The organism is Anaerotruncus sp. DFI.9.16 (assembly GCF_024461615.1).
GTDB lineage: Bacteria > Bacillota > Clostridia > Oscillospirales > Ruminococcaceae > Anaerotruncus > Anaerotruncus massiliensis.
This window is the reverse complement of the sequence record NZ_JANFZX010000003.1, coordinates 67454-85957: the sequence shown is the minus strand read 5'-3', so window position 1 is coordinate 85957 and position 18504 is coordinate 67454. Positions and strand designations below refer to the sequence as shown.

The following is an 18504-nucleotide window of genomic DNA, read 5'->3' as shown; positions in this document are numbered from 1 at the left end:
GAAACAGAACAATCACCGGAAAGGCGGCGATCCAATGGAATCGATCCAGCGGCAGGTCCTGGAGATCATCAAGGACCCCACCAAGACGCACATGCAGACGGTTTTTTCCCTGGCGGAGTTCGCGGAAAATCTCTGCGACTACCCGGCGGGCGTGCCGGACAACTTCCAGCGGCTCGTGGAGGAGGAGATTCTCTGCGACCACAACGACGGGCACGCCCCCCTCTGCCCCCGCTACATCCTCCCCGACTACGAACGGTTTATGGAGCGGGGCTGCGCGTTCCTCCGCCTCCCGCCGCCCGGGACGCTGGCGGAGGCACTCGCCTCGCTGATGATCTTCTATTCCCACGTCCCGTCGGTGACCCATTATCCCGTATACATCGGGCGGATCGACCGGATGCTCGAGCCGTTCGTCCGGAAGGTCCCGCGCGATGAGGCGCGCGGCATGCTGCGCCTCTTTTTGACGGCGCTCGACCGGACGGTGAGCGACAGCTTCTGCCACGCCAACATCGGCCCCGAAGCCACCGTCACGGGGGAGCTGGTCGTCGAGCTGCTTCCCGAGCTGCAAAACGCCGTCCCCAATCTCACGCTGCTCTACGACCCCGCGGTCACGCCCGACGAATTCGCGGTCAAGTGCGTCTCCAGCGCGCTGAAGTGCGCGAACCCCGCGTTCGCCCATGACCCCTATTACCGTTCCCGCATCGGGGAACGGTATGGGATCGCAAGCTGCTACAACGGCCTCTATGTCGGCGGCGGGGCCTACTCCCTCTCGCGCATGCGGCTCTGCCGGATCGCCGAACGGTGCCGCAGCCTCGACGAATTCTTTTCCGTGCGCCTGCCCGAGGCGGTGGACGCCGCCTGCCGGTTCATGGAGGCGAAAATCCGCTTTATCGCCGAGGAGATCCCCTTCTTCCGGACGAATTTTCTTGTCAAGGAGGGGTTCCTGGAGCGGGAACGCTTCGTCGGGCTGTTCGGGCTGGTCGGCATGAACGAGTGCGTCAACACGCTGATGGACCTCTGCGGTAGGCCGGGCCGCTACGGTCCGGACGAGGAGGCCAACCGGCTCGGCCTTCGGATCGTCGAGGCGATCGAACGGCAGGTGAACGCCTTCCAGAGCAAATACTGCGAGGTCAACGGGCACCGCTTCCTGCTGCACGCGCAGGTCGGCGCCGTCGGCGACAACGGCGTCACCCCCGGCGTGCGCCTCGCGATCGGCAGCGAAATCCCCCTCTACGACCACCTGCGGCAGGCGGGGATGTTCCACCGCTTCTTCCCGTCGGGGATCGGCGACATCTTCCCCTTCGACCGGACCGCGCTCCAAAACCCCGCCGCCGTGCTCGACGTCTTCAAGGGGGCCTTCCGGGTCGGCATGCAGTATATCTCCACCTACGAGTCGGAGAGCGACGTGATCCGCGTGACCGGCTACCTCATCAAACGCTCCGACTTCGAAGCCCTGCAAAAGGGCGCGCCGGTCGCCAACGGCGCGGTCGCCGCCTCCAGGGAAACGATCGAGGAACGCGGCACCTACAAACGGATGGTGCGCAGCGTCTAAAAGCGGCCCCCGGCAGGATTCCCGGGAAATAAAAGACGCCCGCGAAACGCGGGCGTCTTTTGACTCTATTCGTCCAGCAGGATTTCCAACGCGTGGGAAAACGCTTCGTCGTCCGCGGCCGTGCGCTTTTTGATCGTGCCCGTCCTGCCCCCCGCCCGGCGCACCTTCTGCCCCAGATGCCGCTCGAAGAGCAGCCGGTCCATATTGCCCGAATCGTACACCATCCCGTTCTGGTTGAGGGCGCGCGCGCCCTTGCCCAGCGCCATCGCCGCCACGCCGAAATCCTGCGTCACGACGACGTCCCCGCGCTCCATGAGGTTCGCGAGCTTGATGTCCGCGCTGTCCCGCGCCTTATCCACCGTGATCACGGTGCTGTAGCCGTCGCTCAGGACATGGGTATTGTCGATCACCATGACGACGGCGATCCCCCGCTTTTTCGCAAGCCGCACGATCTGATCCTTGACCGGGCAGGCGTCGGCGTCCACCAGAATCCGCATTTCACGGTCCTCCCAAAGGCAGGGGACCGGCATTCGCCGTTCCCCTGCCGTCTCTTTCTCATCGTTCCCGCGCGGCCGGAGCTTACCCCGGCGGAAGCCCAAAAACGGCCGCCGGCGGCGGCCGTTTTTCATGTTATTTGAGCCGCAGGATTTCCTTGCGCGTAAAGCTGTCGAGGTCGTAGCTCACGATCCAGTCGGGCGAGAAGGTGTAGAGGATGTTCCCGATGTAGAGTCCCCGGTTCACCCCGGAAAATGCGTTGGGCCCGAAATCGTCGTGGCTGATCTTTGCCTTGAGGGTAAAGCCGTCCGCGTCCTTCCCGTAGCCGAACACGTAGTAGCGGCTGACGATCCGTCCGAAGCCCGTATCCACCGCAAACCCGAAGAGGGAGCGTTCCTCGTCAAAGAGGACGGCCTTGTGGTTGGACAGCGCCTCCGCCCAGACGCCCTCGCCCCCGAAGTTGTAGACATAGAGTTCCTTCGGGTTGAGCGGGTCGGAGACGTCGAACATCGAGAGCTTGACGCCGTTCGCTGTGCCACGCTCGTCGACGCTCTGCCCGATGCCGAGCAGGAGCCCGTCGTCCAGCGGGTGCAGGTACTCCGAAAATCCGGGGATCTTGAGCTGCCCGAGCACCTTGGGCGCGCGCGGGTCCGAAAGGTCGATCGCGAAGAGCGGGTCGGTCTCCCGGAAGGTCACGACGTAGGCCATCTCGCCGAGGTAGCGTACCGAATAGATGCGCTCGCCCGGCGCGAGCCCCTCGAGGCGGCCGATCTGCCGCATACCGCTGTCGAGCACATAGAGGTTGTTGCTTACGCCCTTCACGGGATATTCCGCCGTGGCGGCCACCCGCAGGTTGCCGTCGAGCTCGCTGAACGCGAACTGCCCGTCGACGTATCCGTCGATCCACGCGGTCCCCATGAGGTCCAGCTTGCCGCCGGCGGAGAACTTGACGATCCCGGTGCGGCGGTAGCTCTCCGAATCGGAGACGGACCCGCGCCAGGAGTCATAATAGACATAGAGGTTGTCGGTCGACATGTAGACGCCGTCTCCCCCGCCGAGCACCGCGCGGGTGTCCGATTTCCCCGTCCGCACATTGACGGCGGAAACCACCGCGTAATCTGCGGAGCTGCAATCCGGCGCGATCGCAATCTTATCCGCGGGCAGAAGCCGGGGTTCGGCGGCGCCGCTCTCGAAGTAGACCGGTACGATGTCGCTCATGGGGGTGCGCTTATCGGTGAGGTCCGCGTAGACATATTTCCGGCTGACGAGATAGAGGGTCCCGTCCATCAGGCGGGAGGAGACGTAATTGCCGTCCTGCCGGAAGGTGCGCACCTCCTGCGGTTCGGCCGGGTCGGAAATGTCGTAGACCGTCATCTCCACTCCGCCGTCCCAGCTCCCGTTCCATGGGGCTGCGTCGTCCGATGCGGCGGACCTGTCGACAAGGCTGTCGTCCGTCGCCTCGACCACCGTCTGCTTCGGCGTCGGGAGTTCGTCCGCGCTGTAACCGACGGTGACCAGCCTGTCGCCGTCGAGATAGAATTCATCGATCGCGGGATCGACCTCGATCGTCGCGGCCAGGGTCATCTCCTGCGCATCCGCGATGAAAATCGCCGGGGATTGGCTCGTCGTATTCTGATAGACGTAGCTGTAGAGGTATTTCCCGTCCGTCTTGACGATGTCCGCCTCGTCGACCCCCGCCTCCTGCACGTTGGTGCCGGAGAACGCGGCGGGCGCGCTGCGGATCATCCCGCCGGCATCCGCGGCGGGGGCCGCGTCTTCCACCGCGCCCGCCTCCGGCGCCGCCCCGTCCGCAAGGTACAGGTCTCCGCTGAAGCTGCCCTTGAGCATCCGGTCCCCTGCCAGCCGGTAGATCGTGTCGCGGACCTCGGTGTAGTCCGCCGCGTAATAGGCCGCTTCCGCGCCGCCGGAAGCCGCGGACGCCAGCATCGGCATGGCCGCCTCAGCCGGCGCGTCCGCCGGGGCCGCGGCCATATCGGCCGCCGTCTCCGGCATCTCCGCCGTTTCCGCCTCCGCCAAAGCGGGGCCGTCAAGCAGGTCGGCGGATTTCGCCGCGCCTGAATTCAAAAACCATACCGCGCCGAGCACCACCACAAAGCAGGCCGCGACGCTCGCGATCGCGCGCCACCGGATGACCTTCCCGGATCTCTCCTCCGGGACCTCCTCGATCTCCTCCAGCCGCGCGCGCAGCACCTCCGCGTCGAGTGAATGTGGCAGCTTGATGTCACGATTCAGTTCCTCGAACCTGCCGCGCAGAAAATCCAACGATTCCTGCAACTCTTCCTGTCTGTCGGGCTTCACGCACATTCACTCCTTTCGGGTTATTTTTCCAGCTGGGCGCGCAGTTTTTTGAGCGTCCGGTGCAGCTTGGAGCTCACGGTGCCCTGCGGCGCCCCCAGGATCTCGGCAGTCTCGCGCACCGTGTAGCCCTGCACCACCGCCAGCGCGATGATCTGGCGCTCCTGCGGCGTGAGGGTTTCCAGCGCGGATACGAGCGCGAGCTTTTGGGTGGAGTGCTCCTCCACGCCCTCCCCTTCCTCGGTGAGGTCGAGGAAATCGTCGATATCCAGCTCGTTGCGCCCCGAAATATACTGCCCGATCTTCCGCTTGCAGCGGATCGAAAGGATCCGCATGATCCATGGCCGGAAGCTGTTGTCGTCCCGCAGGTTCTTGATGCCCTTGAACACCTCGATGAAGGTTTCGCTTACCACGTCCTGCGCGTCATGGGCGTTGCCCAGCGAATAGAGCGCAACACGATAAAGGTCATCAGCGATCTGCTGATAAACCTTTGCGAAACTATCCTTGTCTCCGAGGCGGGCCTCACGCACCGCCGTAACGTCAACAACCATCTTCATTTACCACCATTTTCTTGCAAACGGTTCACTGATATAGTGAAGGGAAAGCTGCAATTTACTGCACATGATTTGGAAAGAATCCAAAAAAGAATGTGTGCGTCGGCAAAGCCAATGCACACATTATAGCAAGCATCGCGGAAAAGTGCAACTTTCGTCACGCTTCGAGCACGTCGGTCGGGTTCTCCACCGTCAGGATGGCGTAGACGCAGGTGGTCACCACCGACAGGAAGTTCGCCAGCAGGTTGATCTGCGTCTGCGTCAGGTTGTCGCAGAGCACGTTCGCAACGGTCGCCGCCGCGTAGACGAACTGCGCGCCCTGGCCGCTCTGGGCCTGCGGCCCGGTGGGCCGCGTGGAGCCTGTGGAGCCCGTGGAACCGGTGGGACCCGTTGGGTCCGCCGCCCCCGAAGCCGCGGAGAAGGGGCCCGCCGCCCCCGTGGAGGAGGCCTGCCCCGCGGCTTCCGCGGCCGCCCGCGCGGCGCGGTTGACCTGCGCGTCCGAAACGAACACCCCTTCGATCCCCGCGGCCCCGACCACGCCCTCCGAACCTGTCGCCATGCGCACCACCTCCCCTACAGTCTATGCGGGCGGGCGGCCGCGCGCCAAAAAAGGAAGGCCGCGCGCGGCCTTCCTTTTTTTGTTATCTGTGGTTGCGCGCGCCGATGTCCCGGCGGAAATGCACGCCCTCGAATCGGATGCCCTCCGCCGCGCGGTAGGCGTTTCGGAGCGCCTCCCCGGCCGTCAGGGCGGTGCAGGTGACCCCCAGCACGCGGCCGCCCGCCGTCTTATAGACGCCGTCCTCAAGTCGGGTGCCCGCGTGGTAGACGGTCGCGCCCGGGACCTGCCCGTCCGCGCCGAGCCCTTCGATCGGAAGGCCGGTCCGGTACTTGAGCGGGTAGCCGCCGCTCGCGAGCACGACGCAGGCGGCGTTTTCGTCGGAAAATTCCACCGGAAGCTCCCCGAGCCGGCGCTCGTCGATCGCCAGCATGATCTCCAACAGGTCGGTTTTGAGGAGCGGCAGCACCACCTGCGTCTCGGGGTCGCCGAACCGGCAGTTGTACTCAATCACCTTCGGGCCGTCCGGCGTGAGCATGAGCCCGAAATAGAGGCAGCCGGAGAAGGGGCAGCCCTCCGCCCGCATCGCCGCGAGGGTGGGCTTGAAGATGCGCTCCATGCACTCCGCGGCGATCTCCGGGGTGTAGCAGACGTTGGGCGCGACGGTGCCCATGCCGCCCGTGTTGGGGCCCTCGTCCCCGTCGAAGGCGCGCTTATGATCCATCGACGAGATCATCGGCGCCACCGTTTCCCCGTCGCAGAAGGAGAGCACGCTCACCTCGGGCCCGGTCAAAAATTCCTCGACGACGATGCGGTTGCCCGACGCGCCGAAGAGCTTGTCCTCCATGATCGAGCGGACCGCGTCCTTCGCCTCGGCGAGGTCCCGCGCGATGACGACCCCCTTGCCGAGCGCCAGCCCGTCCGCCTTGACGACGGTCGGGAAGGCGTTCTGTGTCTCGATGTAGGCGACGGCTTCGGAGGCGCTGTCAAAGGTGCGGTATTTCGCGGTCGGGATGCCGTATTTCTCCATGAGGTTTTTGGCGAAGACCTTGCTGCCCTCGATGCGGGCGGCGGCCTTGTTGGGTCCGAAGGTGCGGACGCCCGCGGCGTTCATCGCGTCGACCATGCCGAGCGCGAGCGGGTCGTCGGGCGCGACGACCGCCAAATCGACCGCGTGCTCCTTCGCGAACGTGACCATCCCGTCGAGGTCGGTCGCCTTGATGGAGACGCACTCCGCGTCGGCGGCGATGCCGCCGTTGCCGGGCGCGCAGTAGATGGTTTCCGCCTCGGGGTTCTCGCGGAGCTTACGGATGATCGCGTGTTCGCGCCCGCCTCCGCCGACTACCAGAATCTTCATGAGGCCGTCCTCCTGTTGTTGTTATCTCAGATCCGGCGCGCCTTAGTGGTGGAAAAGCCGGATGCCGGTGAAGGCCATGGCGATGCCATATTTATTGCAGGTCTCGATCACGTTGTCGTCGCGGATCGAGCCGCCCGGCTGCGCGATGTAGCGCACGCCCGAACGGTGGGCGCGCTCGATGTTATCGCCGAACGGGAAAAACGCGTCCGACCCGAGCGAAACGCCGTCGAGCCTGTCGAGCCACTCGCGCTTCTCCTCCCGCGTCAGCGGGACGGGGCGCTCGGTGAAGAACTGCTGCCACGTCCCCTCCGCCAGCACGTCCATCCAGTCGTCCGAGATGTACACGTCGATCGTGTTGTCCCGGTCGGGGCGGCGGATGTTCGCCTTGAAGGGCAGGTTCAGCACCTTTTCATGCTGGCGCAGCCACCAGATGTCCGCCTTGTTGCCCGCCAGGCGGGTGCAGTGGATACGGCTCTGCTGGCCCGCGCCGATGCCGATGCACTGGCCGCCCCTGGCGTAGCAGACCGAATTGGACTGGGTGTATTTGAGCGCGATCAGCGCGATCACAAGGTCGCGCTTCGCGTCGTCGGGCAGGGTTTTGCAGTCGGTGACGACGTTCTCGAGAAGGGCGTTGTCGATCTTGAGCTCGTTGCGCCCCTGCTCGAAGGTGATCCCGAAGACGTCCTTGTGCTCGACCGGCGCGGGGGCGTAATCCGGATCGATTCTGACGACGTTGTAGCCGCCCTTGCGCTTGGTCTTCAGCACTTCGAGCGCCTCGTCGGTATAGCCGGGCGCGATGATGCCGTCGGACACCTCGCGCGCGAGCAGCTTGGCGGTCTGCACGTCGCAGGCGTCGGAGAGCGCGACCCAGTCGCCGTAGGAGGACATGCGGTCGGCGCCGCGCGCGCGCGCGTAGGCGCTCGCGATCGGGCTGAGCTCGAGGTCGTCCACAAAGTAGATCTTCTTTTCCACCTCGCTCAGGGGCAGGCCGACCGCCGCTCCGGCGGGGCTTACATGCTTAAAGGACGCCGCGCTGGGAAGCCCCGTCGCGGCTTTCAGCTCCCGCACGAGCTGCCAGGAGTTGAACGCGTCGAGGAAGTTGATGAAGCCGGGCTTGCCGTTCAGGACCTCGACCGGCAGCTCGCCCTCCTTCATAAAGATGCGCGCGGGTTTCTGGTTGGGGTTGCAGCCATATTTCAGTTCCAGTTCCTTTGCCATGCCGCCGTCCTCCTCAGTGGTTTTTGTTGACGATGCGCGTCTCGCAGGTGCCCGCCGCCACGTCGATGTAGCGGACGAAGAGGGAGACCTTGTTCGCGTCGTTGAGATTCTCCCAGAGCGTGCCGGTGAAGGCGTCGATATTCCCTTCGACCGCCACCTCCTCCGGCTCTCCCTCGAACGAGGGGATCGGGTCGCCGTCGCAGCGGTAGGTGTGGATGAAGTGCCCCTCGCCCGGGCGCGGGTCCCAATACTGGAAGAAGTAGCGGCGCACCGACGAGGGGTCGCCGTCCGCGCTTTTTAAAATCGAGAGGCGGTAGTCGAAGCCGTGCAGCAGCCCCGACACGCGCGGGGTGTAGTTGGGGGCGTCCGGCTCGAAGGTGCGGGTGCGCAGCGCGTCCGCGAAGGAGCCGCCCTTTTGGAGAAAGTCGAAGATCGTGTCGGTCTGGTCGCCGTTGGTGACGATCGTCGTGTCGCCGATCACCCGGACCGGCGAATAGATGATGAGCGACGGGTCGGAGAGCTTGGCCGGGTCGAACGCCTCGGTACGGATGCCCTCCCCGTCGGCGACAAAGACGCGGTTGCGGCTGTTTTCGCTGCGCCCCATGATGAAATAGGCGGCGACGGCGTGTTTCCCATCCGCGCTGCGCCCGAGCAGGATGCCGCGGCCCGGGTAGGCGTTCTCTCTGAGCAGCTTTGCGATGTCCTGTTTCATTTCATTCCCTCCAATTGTCCGCTGCATACCAATTCCAGCGCCTTCGGGAGCAGCACCCATTCGGCCTGCTCCATGACGCGCCTCTGTAACCGTTCGGGGGTGTCGCCCGGCAGGACGTCGACCGCCTTCTGCAAAATGATCTGCCCGCCGTCGGTCACCTCGTTGACAAAGTGCACCGTCGCGCCGGTGACCTTCACGCCGTAGGCGAGCGCCGCCTCGTGCACGTGCAGGCCGTACATCCCGTCCCCGCAGAAGGAGGGGATGAGCGCCGGATGCACATTGATGATCCTGCGGTCGTAATTTTCGACGACCTTATCCCCCAGCACGTAGAGGAAGCCCGCCAGCACGACGTAGTCCGCCCCGAACCGCTCGAGCGCGGCGATGATCGCCTCGTCGTAATCGGCGCGGGAGGCGTAGGCCTTTCGCGGGACCACCTCGGTGGGGATGCCCGCCTTTTTGGCGCGCTCGAGCGCGAAGGCCCCCTCCTTCGAGGAGACGACCCCGGCGAGCTCGGCGCTCGGCAGCTCTCCGCGCGCCTTCGCGTCGATGAGCGCCTGCAAATTGGTCCCGCCGCCCGAAACGAGCACCACGACCCGTTTCAGCATAGCTCGACCCCCCGCTCGCCGTCGTCGACATAGCCGATCACCCTGGCGCGCTCGCCGTGGTCGTTGAGGATCTCGACCGCGCGCTGCGCGTCGTCCTTATCGACCACGAGCACCATGCCGGTGCCCATGTTGAAGGTGTTGTACATGTCGTGCTCGGAAATCCCGCCGATCCGCTGGATCATGTCGAAGAGGGGCAGGGGCGTCGCGAGCCGCTTGCTGATGAGGGCGCGCTTGCCCTCGGGCAGGGCGCGCGGGATGTTTTCGTAGAAGCCGCCGCCCGTGATGTGGGCGACCGACTTGACGGCGAGCTCGTCCATCACGGCGAGCACCGGCTTGACGTAGATGCGGGTGGGCGCGAGCAGCGCCTCGCCGAGCGTCGCGCCCAGCTCGTCGTAGTAGCGGTCGAGCACGCCGGGGGCCTCCACGTCGAAAACCTTGCGCACGAGGGAGAAGCCGTTGGAGTGCACGCCGTTCGACTTGATGCCGACAAGCGCGTCCCCCGCCGCGACGGTGGTGTTGTCGAGGATTTTGGACTTGTCCACCGCGCCCACCGCGAAGCCCGCGAGATCGTACTCGTCCTCGGGGTAGAAGCCGGGCATCTCGGCGGTCTCGCCGCCGGTGAGGGCGCAGCCCGCCTGGACGCAGCCCTCCGCGACCCCCGCGACGATCTGCGCAATCTTCTCGGGGACGTTTTTGCCGCAGGCGATGTAGTCGAGAAAGACGAGCGGCTTCGCGCCGCAGCAGATGATGTCGTTGACGCACATCGCCACGCAGTCGATGCCGACGGTGTCGTGCCTGTCCATCAGGAAGGCGAGCTTCAGCTTGGTGCCGACCCCGTCGGTGCCCGCGCAGAGCACCGGGTTGGGCATGCCCGCCAAATCGAGCTCGAAGAGGCCGCCGAACCCGCCGAGACCGCCGAGCACGCCGCCCGTCATCGTGCGCGCCACATGCGACTTCATCAGTTCGACCGCCCTGTATCCGGCGGTGACGTCGACGCCCGCCGCCTTATAGCTCTCGGAATAGCTGTTGTTCATGCCTGTTCCCTCCGCTTGGCCTTCTCGCTGATCTTGTGTTCAAACTTGTCCTTGGGGGTCTCGTCGGGCACCTTGATCGGGTATTCGCCCGTGAAGCAGCCGACGCAGAAGCCGCAGTGCGCCCCGCGGGCGATCTGCTGGACCCCCTCGACGCTCAGGTAGTGGAGGGAGTCGACGCCGATCGTCTTTGCAATCTCGGGGATCGTCATCCTGCAGGCGATCAGCTTGTCGCGGCTGTCGATGTCGGTGCCGAAGAAGCAGGGATTCCGGAAGGGCGGCGCGGAAACGGCGAAGTGCACCTCCTTGGCGCCCGCCTCCCGCAGCAGCTTGACGATCCGCCCGCAGGTGGTCCCGCGCACGATCGAATCGTCGATCAGCACGACCCGCTTGTCCTTCACCGTCTCGGCGATGACGTTGAGCTTGATGCGCACCGCGTTTTCCCGCTGGCCCTGGGTGGGCTGGATGAAGGTGCGCCCGACGTAGCGGTTCTTGATGAAGCCGACGCCGTAGGGGATGCCCGACTCGCGCGAATAGCCGAGCGCCGCGTCGAGGCCCGAATCGGGCACGCCGATGACGACGTCCGCCTCGATCGGGTGCTCGCGGTAGAGGATCCGCCCGGCTCGCTGGCGCGCCTCGTGCACGCTCACTCCCTCGACCACCGAGTCAGGGCGCGCGAAGTAGACGTATTCAAAGACGCAGAAGCTGCTCCTGCCGCCGCAGTGGGTGCGGATGCTCCGGAGCTCCCCGTCCTCGGCGACCACGATCTCGCCCGGCTCGACGTCCCGCAAAAACTGCGCGCCGATGCTGTCGAAGGCGCAGCTCTCGGAGGCGAAGGCATAACCGTCCTCCGTTTTGCCGACGCACAGCGGCCGGAAGCCGTTGGGGTCGCGGGCGGCGATCAGCTTTTTGGGGGACATGACGATGAGCGAATAGGCCCCCTTGAGCGTGTACATCGCCTTGGCGACCGCCTCCTCGATGCTCGGGGAGAGCAGCCGCTCGCGGGTGATGATATAGCTGATGACCTCGCTGTCGTTGGTCGTGTGGAAGATCGCGCCGTTCATTTCGAGCTGGCGGCGCAGGTCTGGGGCGTTGACGAGGTTGCCGTTGTGGGCGAGCGCCATCGTGCCCTTGCAGTGGCGCACGACGAGCGGCTGGGCGTTGACGACGCTGCCGTTGCCCGTCGTCGAATAGCGGCAGTGGCCCACCGCCATGTTGCCCTGCCCGAGGCTTTCGAGCACGTCCCGGTTGAAGACGTCGGGCACAAGGCCCACGTTTTTGTGGCAGTTGATGACACCGTCGTCATTCACCGCGATGCCGCAGCTCTCCTGGCCGCGGTGCTGGAGCGCGTAAAGCGCGAAATAGGCGCTGGTCGCCACGTCGGTGCGGCTGTTTTCGTAGATGCCGAAAACGCCGCACTCCTCATGCAGTTCGCTGTACAAATCGATTCCCTCCATCGGAAATTCGCGGATCTCTCTCATTTATTCGCCGAGCAGGCGGCGCATCACTTCGTGGTACGCCCCTTCGACGCCGCCCATGTCACGGCGGAAACGGTCCTTGTCGAGCTTTTCGCCCGTCTTGCTGTCCCAGAAGCGGCAGGTGTCGGGAGAAATTTCGTCGGCGAGGATGATCCGGCCGTCGGGGGTCTTGCCGAATTCGAGCTTGAAGTCGATGAGCTCGATGCCGAGATCCTTGAGGTAGGCGGCGAGCAGGTCGTTAATTTTGAAGGCGTAGTCGGCGATCGTCTTGAGCTCCTCGGGGGTGGCCAGCTCCATCGCGAACACATGGTAGTCGTTGATCATCGGGTCGCCGAGCTCGTCGTCCTTGTAGCTGTACTCGAGCACCGTCTTGGCGAGCTTCTTGCCCTCGGGCAGGCCGAGCCGCTTGGAGAGGGAGCCGGCCGCGATGTTGCGGACGATGACCTCGAGCGGGACGATCGTGACCTTTTTAACGAGGGTCTCGCGGTCGGAGAGCTCTCTAATCAGGTGGGTGGGGATGCCGTTCTCCTCGAGCATCTTCATCAGGTGGTTGGAGACCTTGTTGTTGATGATGCCCTTTTCGGCAATGGTGCCCTTCTTCTGGCCGTTGAAGGCGGTCGCGTCGTCCTTATAGGAGACGATGTAGGCGTTCGGGTCGTCGGTCGCAAAGACCTTCTTGGCTTTTCCCTCGTAGAGCTGTTCCCTTTTTTCCATTTCTGTTTCCTCCTAAAGTCCTGAAGTATTTGAATCTTCCGATGATCATGCACATTTTGGCGGAGAGATCAGCCGAGCTGCTCCTGGAGCTTGCGGTCCTTCTCGATGACGCCCTGCTTCATCTCTTCCTTCCTGACCGACAGCTTGTACGCGACCTCCGCGTCGGTCACGCCGATGATCTGCGCCGCGAGGATCGCCGCGTTCTGCGCGCCGTCGATCGCCACCGTCGCCACCGGGATGCCGGAGGGCATCTGCACCGTCGCGAGCAGGGCGTCCAGACCGTCGAGGGTGGAGGATTTGACCGGGATGCCGATGACCGGCAGCGTCGTGTGCGCCGCCAGCACGCCCGCTAGGTGCGCCGCCTTGCCCGCCGCCGCGATGATCGCGGCAAAGCCGTGGTCGCGCGCCGACGCCGCGAACTCGCACGCGAGCGCGGGGGTCCGGTGCGCGCTCATGACGTGGACCTCCACGCCGATGCCAAACCCCTTGAGGGTATCGATCGCGCCCTTGACGACCGGCAGGTCGCTGTCGCTGCCCATAATGACCGCTACTTTTTTGTCCGCCAATTCCGACACTTCCCTTTCCATTTCCGATTTTGTTTTCTGCAAATGAAAAACAGGCTGCGATCGCTCGCAACCTGCACTACTTCCGCGAAGGCATGGCGGACCCGCCCGCCGCGCGCCCCAAAAGGCCGCCTGCCAGCCGGATGCAGCTCTCCCTTGATGATCCGCATTTGCCCATCAGAAGAGCCATTTCCGCCACCTCCGCAATCAAAATACACTTCCAGTTTACAGGATTCCGCCGGCATTTTCAATTGGAAAATGCACCGTTTTGAAAGATTGGAGGGTTGATTTAAAATGTACGATCTTGCAGGATTCTTTTTGTCGAATTGCACGACATGTCATACTCTTTCTGCCAGCGGTTTTTCCACCCGCCCGCGGACGGCCGCCGTCACCGGACCTGCCCGTCCTCCAGGGGCTTCACCAGAATGATCGCGTATACCGTGTCGACCTGCGCCGGGTAGCTCTCGGCGATCGTCCCGTCGTAGTAGACGCGCACCCCTTCCCCCACGCTGAAGTGCGTCATGCTGTCCCCCAACGCCGCGTCCAGCGAGACGCTGACGAGATCGCTGGTACGGCAGACCTCCTCGTCCTCGTTGACGCGGACGAGGATGCTCCCCTCGCGCGCCTCTTCGACGACCCCGGCAAAATTCGGCTCCTTCCCGACGGTGTCCATGCTCATCGGCCGGGCGCAGCCGGACAGCAGGAGGAAAACGCACAGGCAAAAAACCAGCTTTTTCATATCATCCACCTCACAGAGATTGCTTCGGACCGTCGTCCGTATCCCGGAACCCGCGGTTGAGGCGCAGCTTGACGGGGAAGAAGATCGCGAAGGTGAGCGCCTCCGCCGCGAAGAGCGCGAGCCACACGCCGCTGAGCCCCCACAGCGCGGAGAAGGCCCGCAGCGCCAGGTAGACGAGCACGATGCCGCGCAGCAGGGCAATGGCCGTCGTGCAGAGCGACTGCTCGATCGACTGGAAATAGTACATGAGGATCGTGTTCGCCCCGGTGAAGGGCAGCGAGAGGAAGTAGAGCATCACGGCGGGCACGCCGATGGCGAGCACCCGCGCGTCGGTCGAGATGAAAAGCCCGATGATCTGCCCCGGGAAGAGCAGGATGACCCCGTAGACCGCGAGCGAAAAGAGCACCGCCGTGGCCATCGCGACCCGGTCGACCGCCTTCATCCTCCCGTACCAGCCCGAGCCGTAGCTGATCGAGATGATCGGCTGGGCGGCCTGCGCCATGCCGTTGAAGATGCCCTTGCCCACATAGCCGATGTTGGAGATGATCGAGAAGACCGCGACCGCCGTCTCCCCGCCCACCCGGATGAGCACGATGTTGAACATGAGAATGACGAAGCCCGCCGAGGTCTCAAGCACCCCCGAGCCCGCGCCGTTTTTGACCATCCGCCACCAGAGGCGGGGGGAGAAGAACCGCCGGGTGAAGCGCACCTCGTTGCGGCGGGTGACAAAGTGCAGGCTCAGCAGCCCGCAGGTGATGAAGGGGCCGATGATTGTCGCAAGCCCCGCGCCGAACGTCCCCATCCCCAGCGGGATCACGAAGAGATAGTCGAGCAGGATGTTGGCGACGTTGCCCGCCGCTCCCGCGACCATCACGAGCCGGGGATTGCCGTCGCTGCGCACGATGACGCACATCGCGCTCGAAAGCATATAGACGAAGCAGAGGGGACTGATTGGAGACAGGTAGGCGACAACGTTCCCGACGATCAGGTCGGTCGCGCCGAAGAGGCAGGCGATCTGCCGCAGGAAGAGCGTCCCGAAGACGGAGAGCAGCGCGCCCGCCGCAAGCACCGAAACGACCGCCATCGTAAAGACACGGTCGCCGCTTTCGGGGTCCCCCTCGCCGCGGCAGACCGAGATCGTGGTCGCCGCGCCGACGCCGATCAGGATGGAAAAGGTGGTGTAGACGGTAAAGATGGGCAGCGCGACGTTGAGCGCCGCGAGCCCGTTTTCCCCCACCGCCATGCCGACGAAAAAGACGTCGGCCAGGCAGTAGCAGCAATGCGCCACCTGCCCGACGATCGTCGGGACGAGGTAGCGGAAATATTCCGACCGGACCTCGGCGCGCCGCGCCTTTCCGGCAAGCGATTGTGCTGGCATAGAGCTCCTGTCCGGGCGCGCCTTCAGCGGGGCGCGTCCTCAATGATGGATTTCGTTTTCCAGCCGCCCGAAAAGAACCGGGCGGCCGCGATGACGAGGCCGATCGTCCAGCCCATCGGGATCGACCACCAGACGGCGGCCTCCCCGATAAACGCCGCGAGCGTGTAGGCGAGGACGACGCGCGCCGAAAAATTGCCCAGCGTCCCGATCATGAACACCTTCATGTCCCCCGCGCCGCGCAGCACGCCGTTAAAGTCGCTCATAATCCCCATCACCGCGTAGAAGACGGAGACGACGGTGAGATATTCGACGCCCGCCGCGATCACCGCGGCGTTGGCGGAGGAATCGACGAAGAGCCCGACAAACTGCGGGCCGAACCCCCACAGCACGGCGGTGGTCGCGCCTCCGATGACCGCCGACATCACAACCGCCGCGCGCAGGCCCTTCCCCACCCGTTCCGGCCTTGCCGCGCCGATGTTCTGCGCGGCGAAGGAGGAGACGGCGTTGCCGATGTTGAGCATCGGCATGATCGCGATGCTGTCGATCTTGGTCGCGGCGGTGTAGCCCGCGATCACGTCGGAGCCGTAGCCGTTGACGAGCGCCTGCACGAAGAGCGCGCCGAATGAGACGATCGACTGCTGGATGATCGACGGCACCGCCACCCGGCAGATGTGCCGCAGGCGCTCCAGTTCAAAGACGCGGGGCTTCCCCTCGCACGGCATCCGCCTGAGGCGGCGCAGCAGCACAAAAAACGCCAGCAGCGAGGCGAGCGCCTGCGCGATGAGGGTCGCCCACGCGACGCCCGGCACCCCCATCCCGAAGCGAATGACAAAGAGCAGGTCGAGGAAGATGTTGGTCATCGACGAGAGCATCAGCAGCCAGAGGGGGGTGCGGCTGTCCCCAAGGGCGTTAAAGGCGGCCGTCGAGGTGTTGTAGAGAAACAGGAAGGGCACCGCCGCCACATAGATGCGCAGGTAGGCATCCGCGTCGGAAAAGATGTTGCCCGGCGTGCGCATGAGCAAAAGCAGCGGGCGCGCGAGCAGCAGCCCGGCGAGCAAAAGCAGGGCACTCAGCGTCATCATCGAGGTGAGCGCGGTATAGACCGACGATTTCATCTCGGCAACCCGCTTGGCGCCGTAAAACTGCGAGATCACCACCGAGCAGCCGATGGAGGCGCCGGTGGCGACCGCGACGAACAGGAAGGTGACCGAATAGGAGGCTCCGACCGCCGCGAGCGCGTCGGAGCCCACGAAGTTCCCGACCACCACCGAGTCCACGATGTTGTAGAGCTGCTGGAAGACGTTGCCGAGGATCATGGGCAGCGCGAAGGTCACAAGGATCTTCGACGGGCTGCCGACCGTCATATCCCTTACCATTTCATCGGTCCTTCCGCGCCAAAAGCCTATTCCATCTCGGTGTACATGCTGTAGAGGCGGTGGTAGAGCCCGCCCTTCGCCATCAGCTCGGCGTGGGTGCCCTGCTCGGCGATCCCCTCCTCGGTCAGCACGAGGATGAGCTGCGCGCCGCGGATGGTCGTCAGGCGGTGGGCAATCGTAAAGGTGGTCCGCCCCTTCGCAAGCGTCTCAAGCGACTGCTGGACGATCCGTTCGCTCTCGTTGTCGAGCGCGGAGGTCGCCTCGTCGAGGATGAGGATGGGCGGGTTCTTGAGGAAGACCCGCGCGATGCTGATCCGCTGCTTCTGCCCGCCCGAGAGGCGCACCCCGCGCTCCCCCACGTAGGTGTCGTACCCGTCGGGGAACTCCATGATGAAGTCGTGCGCGCCCGCGAGCTTCGCCGCCTCGACGACCTCCTCGCGGCTCGCTCCAGGGCGGCCGTAGGAGATGTTTTCAAAGACGCTGCCCGCGAAGAGGTAGACCTCCTGCTGCACGACGCCAATATTCTTGCGCAGGGACTCGAGCGTGAGCCCGCGGATATCCTGCCCGTCGACGAGGATGCGCCCCTCGGTCACGTCGTAAAAGCGCGGGATGAGGCTGCAAAGCGTCGTCTTGCCGCCGCCCGACGGCCCGACGAGGGCCACGCTGTCCCCCGGGCGCACATGCAGGTTGATGTCCGAGAGCACGCAGTGGTCGTCGTCCGAATAGTGGAAGGCCACATGCTCGAAGGCGATGTCGCCCGCCACGTCCCGCAGCTCCTTCGCGCCGGGCGCGTCGTGGATGTCCACCGGCGCGTCGACCACCTCAAGGAACCGCTCGATGCCCGTCATGCCACGCTGGAACTGTTCGGTGAACTCGACGATCCTGCGGATGGTGGTGAGCAGCGTCGTCACATAGAGCAGGTAGGCCATCAGGTCGGCCGCGTTGATATGCCCGTAGATCATGAAGAGTCCGCCCGCGATCATCACGGCGGCGTACATGATGCCGTCGAAGATACGGGTCACGCTGCCGAAGCCCGCCATGTAGTGGTACTGCTCCCGCTTGATGTCGAGGAATTCCTCGTTGCCCTCGCGGAACTTCTCCCGCTCGATCGGCTCGTTGGCGAACGATTTAACCACCCGGATGCCGAGCAGGCTGTCCTCCACCTGCGCGTTGAGCTCGCCGATCTGGTTGCGCGACTTTTTGAAGGCGCGGCGCATCCGCTGGTTAAAATAGGTGGCGCAGAGGACCATCAGCGGGATGAGCGCGAAGATGATCAGCGTGAGCCAGAGGTTGGTGTTCGCGAGGATGATGAAGGACACGACGATCTTGAGCGCCGCGATAAAGTACTCCTCGGGGCAGTGGTGGGCGAACTCGGTCACGTCGAACAGGTCGCTCGTGATGCGCGCCATCAGCTGGCCGATCTTGGTGCTGTCGAAATAGGTGAAGGAGAGCCGCTGGAGATGCTCGAACAGGTCGCTGCGCATGTCCGTCTCGATGTGCGCGCCCATGATGTGGCCGATGTTCTGCATGTAGTAGTTGGCGGCCATGTCAATCACCCGCAGCAGCAGGTAGAGCAGCCCGATCTTCAGGATGAGCGAAACGGTGAGGCTCGCCAGGTCGTTCATGCCGAGGTCGGTGATATACCGCACCATCAGCGGCAGCACCAGCTCGCACACCGTCGTCAGCGAGGCGCAGAAGAGGTCGAGCGCCAGCACCCCGCGGTATTTCTTAAAATAAGGAGCGAACCGCCGAAGCAGCTCGCTGGTTTTGATTTGCCGGTTCATTCCGTACCCCTCTCTTTCCATCAGTCTATCTTAACACATCTTCTTTCAAAATGCCATTCCCGCAAAATCGACAAATCGC

At 64.3% G+C, this 18504-nt stretch carries 17 protein-coding genes; 1 reads left to right on the top strand and 16 read right to left on the bottom strand.

Going from position 1 to position 18504, the window contains the following annotated elements; genetic code table 11:
- The first annotated feature begins 34 nt into the window (after positions 1–34).
- Positions 35–1549 (top strand): YjjI family glycine radical enzyme, encoded by a 1515-nt coding sequence (locus NE609_RS02915; RefSeq protein WP_256151647.1) that lies wholly within the window; start codon positions 35–37, stop codon positions 1547–1549.
- A 65-nt stretch (positions 1550–1614) separates the two neighbouring features.
- On the opposite strand, the gene NE609_RS02910 is transcribed toward NE609_RS02915, so the two are convergent.
- From NE609_RS02910 to NE609_RS02835, 16 genes are all read right to left on the bottom strand, one after another.
- A complete protein-coding gene (locus tag NE609_RS02910) occupies positions 1615–2046 on the bottom strand; it encodes a YaiI/YqxD family protein (RefSeq protein WP_256151646.1) in 432 nt (143 codons plus the stop codon).
- A gap of 133 nt (positions 2047–2179) precedes the next feature.
- A complete protein-coding gene (locus NE609_RS02905; RefSeq protein WP_256151645.1) occupies positions 2180–4363 on the bottom strand; it encodes a beta-propeller domain-containing protein in 2184 nt (727 codons plus the stop codon).
- A 20-nt stretch (positions 4364–4383) separates the two neighbouring features.
- A complete protein-coding gene (locus NE609_RS02900) occupies positions 4384–4917 on the bottom strand; it encodes an RNA polymerase sigma factor (protein ID WP_256151644.1) in 534 nt (177 codons plus the stop codon).
- 154 nt (positions 4918–5071) lie between these two features.
- The gene (locus NE609_RS02895; protein WP_101550032.1) at positions 5072–5473 is read right to left on the bottom strand and encodes a hypothetical protein; all 402 of its coding nucleotides are present in this window, start codon (positions 5471–5473) and stop codon (positions 5072–5074) included.
- 82 nt (positions 5474–5555) lie between these two features.
- Positions 5556–6827 carry a phosphoribosylamine--glycine ligase gene (purD, locus tag NE609_RS02890; RefSeq protein ID WP_256151643.1) on the bottom strand — a complete coding sequence of 424 codons (1272 nt, stop codon included), beginning with the start codon at positions 6825–6827 and terminating at the stop codon, positions 5556–5558.
- 42 nt (positions 6828–6869) lie between these two features.
- Positions 6870–8045: a phosphoribosylaminoimidazolecarboxamide formyltransferase gene (locus NE609_RS02885; protein ID WP_256151642.1), complete on the bottom strand. Its 1176-nt coding sequence runs from the start codon at positions 8043–8045 to the stop codon at positions 6870–6872.
- 13 nt (positions 8046–8058) lie between these two features.
- The gene (locus NE609_RS02880) at positions 8059–8757 is read right to left on the bottom strand and encodes an IMP cyclohydrolase (RefSeq protein ID WP_121586792.1); all 699 of its coding nucleotides are present in this window, start codon (positions 8755–8757) and stop codon (positions 8059–8061) included.
- A complete protein-coding gene (gene purN, locus NE609_RS02875; protein WP_370867122.1) occupies positions 8754–9362 on the bottom strand; it encodes a phosphoribosylglycinamide formyltransferase in 609 nt (202 codons plus the stop codon). Before purN ends, NE609_RS02880 begins: the two co-directional genes overlap by 4 nt.
- The gene (gene purM, locus NE609_RS02870) at positions 9356–10396 is read right to left on the bottom strand and encodes a phosphoribosylformylglycinamidine cyclo-ligase (RefSeq protein WP_256151641.1); all 1041 of its coding nucleotides are present in this window, start codon (positions 10394–10396) and stop codon (positions 9356–9358) included. The genes purN and purM overlap by 7 nt, the downstream gene beginning before the upstream one ends.
- Positions 10393–11850, bottom strand: a complete 1458-nt coding sequence (purF, locus tag NE609_RS02865) for an amidophosphoribosyltransferase (protein WP_370867124.1) — start codon at positions 11848–11850, stop codon at positions 10393–10395. Before purF ends, purM begins: the two co-directional genes overlap by 4 nt.
- A gap of 24 nt (positions 11851–11874) precedes the next feature.
- Positions 11875–12585 carry a phosphoribosylaminoimidazolesuccinocarboxamide synthase gene (purC, locus tag NE609_RS02860; protein ID WP_121586789.1) on the bottom strand — a complete coding sequence of 237 codons (711 nt, stop codon included), beginning with the start codon at positions 12583–12585 and terminating at the stop codon, positions 11875–11877.
- A 68-nt stretch (positions 12586–12653) separates the two neighbouring features.
- Positions 12654–13124 carry a 5-(carboxyamino)imidazole ribonucleotide mutase gene (gene purE / locus NE609_RS02855; RefSeq protein WP_370867123.1) on the bottom strand — a complete coding sequence of 157 codons (471 nt, stop codon included), beginning with the start codon at positions 13122–13124 and terminating at the stop codon, positions 12654–12656.
- A 412-nt stretch (positions 13125–13536) separates the two neighbouring features.
- Complete coding sequence (locus NE609_RS02850) at positions 13537–13887, bottom strand: DUF3221 domain-containing protein (RefSeq protein WP_256151639.1); 351 nt, start codon at positions 13885–13887, stop codon at positions 13537–13539.
- Positions 13888–13897: 10 nt separating this feature from the next.
- Positions 13898–15265: an MATE family efflux transporter gene (locus NE609_RS02845; RefSeq protein WP_256151638.1), complete on the bottom strand. Its 1368-nt coding sequence runs from the start codon at positions 15263–15265 to the stop codon at positions 13898–13900.
- A gap of 23 nt (positions 15266–15288) precedes the next feature.
- Positions 15289–16641: an MATE family efflux transporter gene (locus NE609_RS02840; RefSeq protein ID WP_256151637.1), complete on the bottom strand. Its 1353-nt coding sequence runs from the start codon at positions 16639–16641 to the stop codon at positions 15289–15291.
- A gap of 26 nt (positions 16642–16667) precedes the next feature.
- Positions 16668–18425, bottom strand: a complete 1758-nt coding sequence (locus tag NE609_RS02835; protein WP_256151636.1) for an ABC transporter ATP-binding protein — start codon at positions 18423–18425, stop codon at positions 16668–16670.
- Positions 18426–18504: the final 79 nt, after the last annotated feature.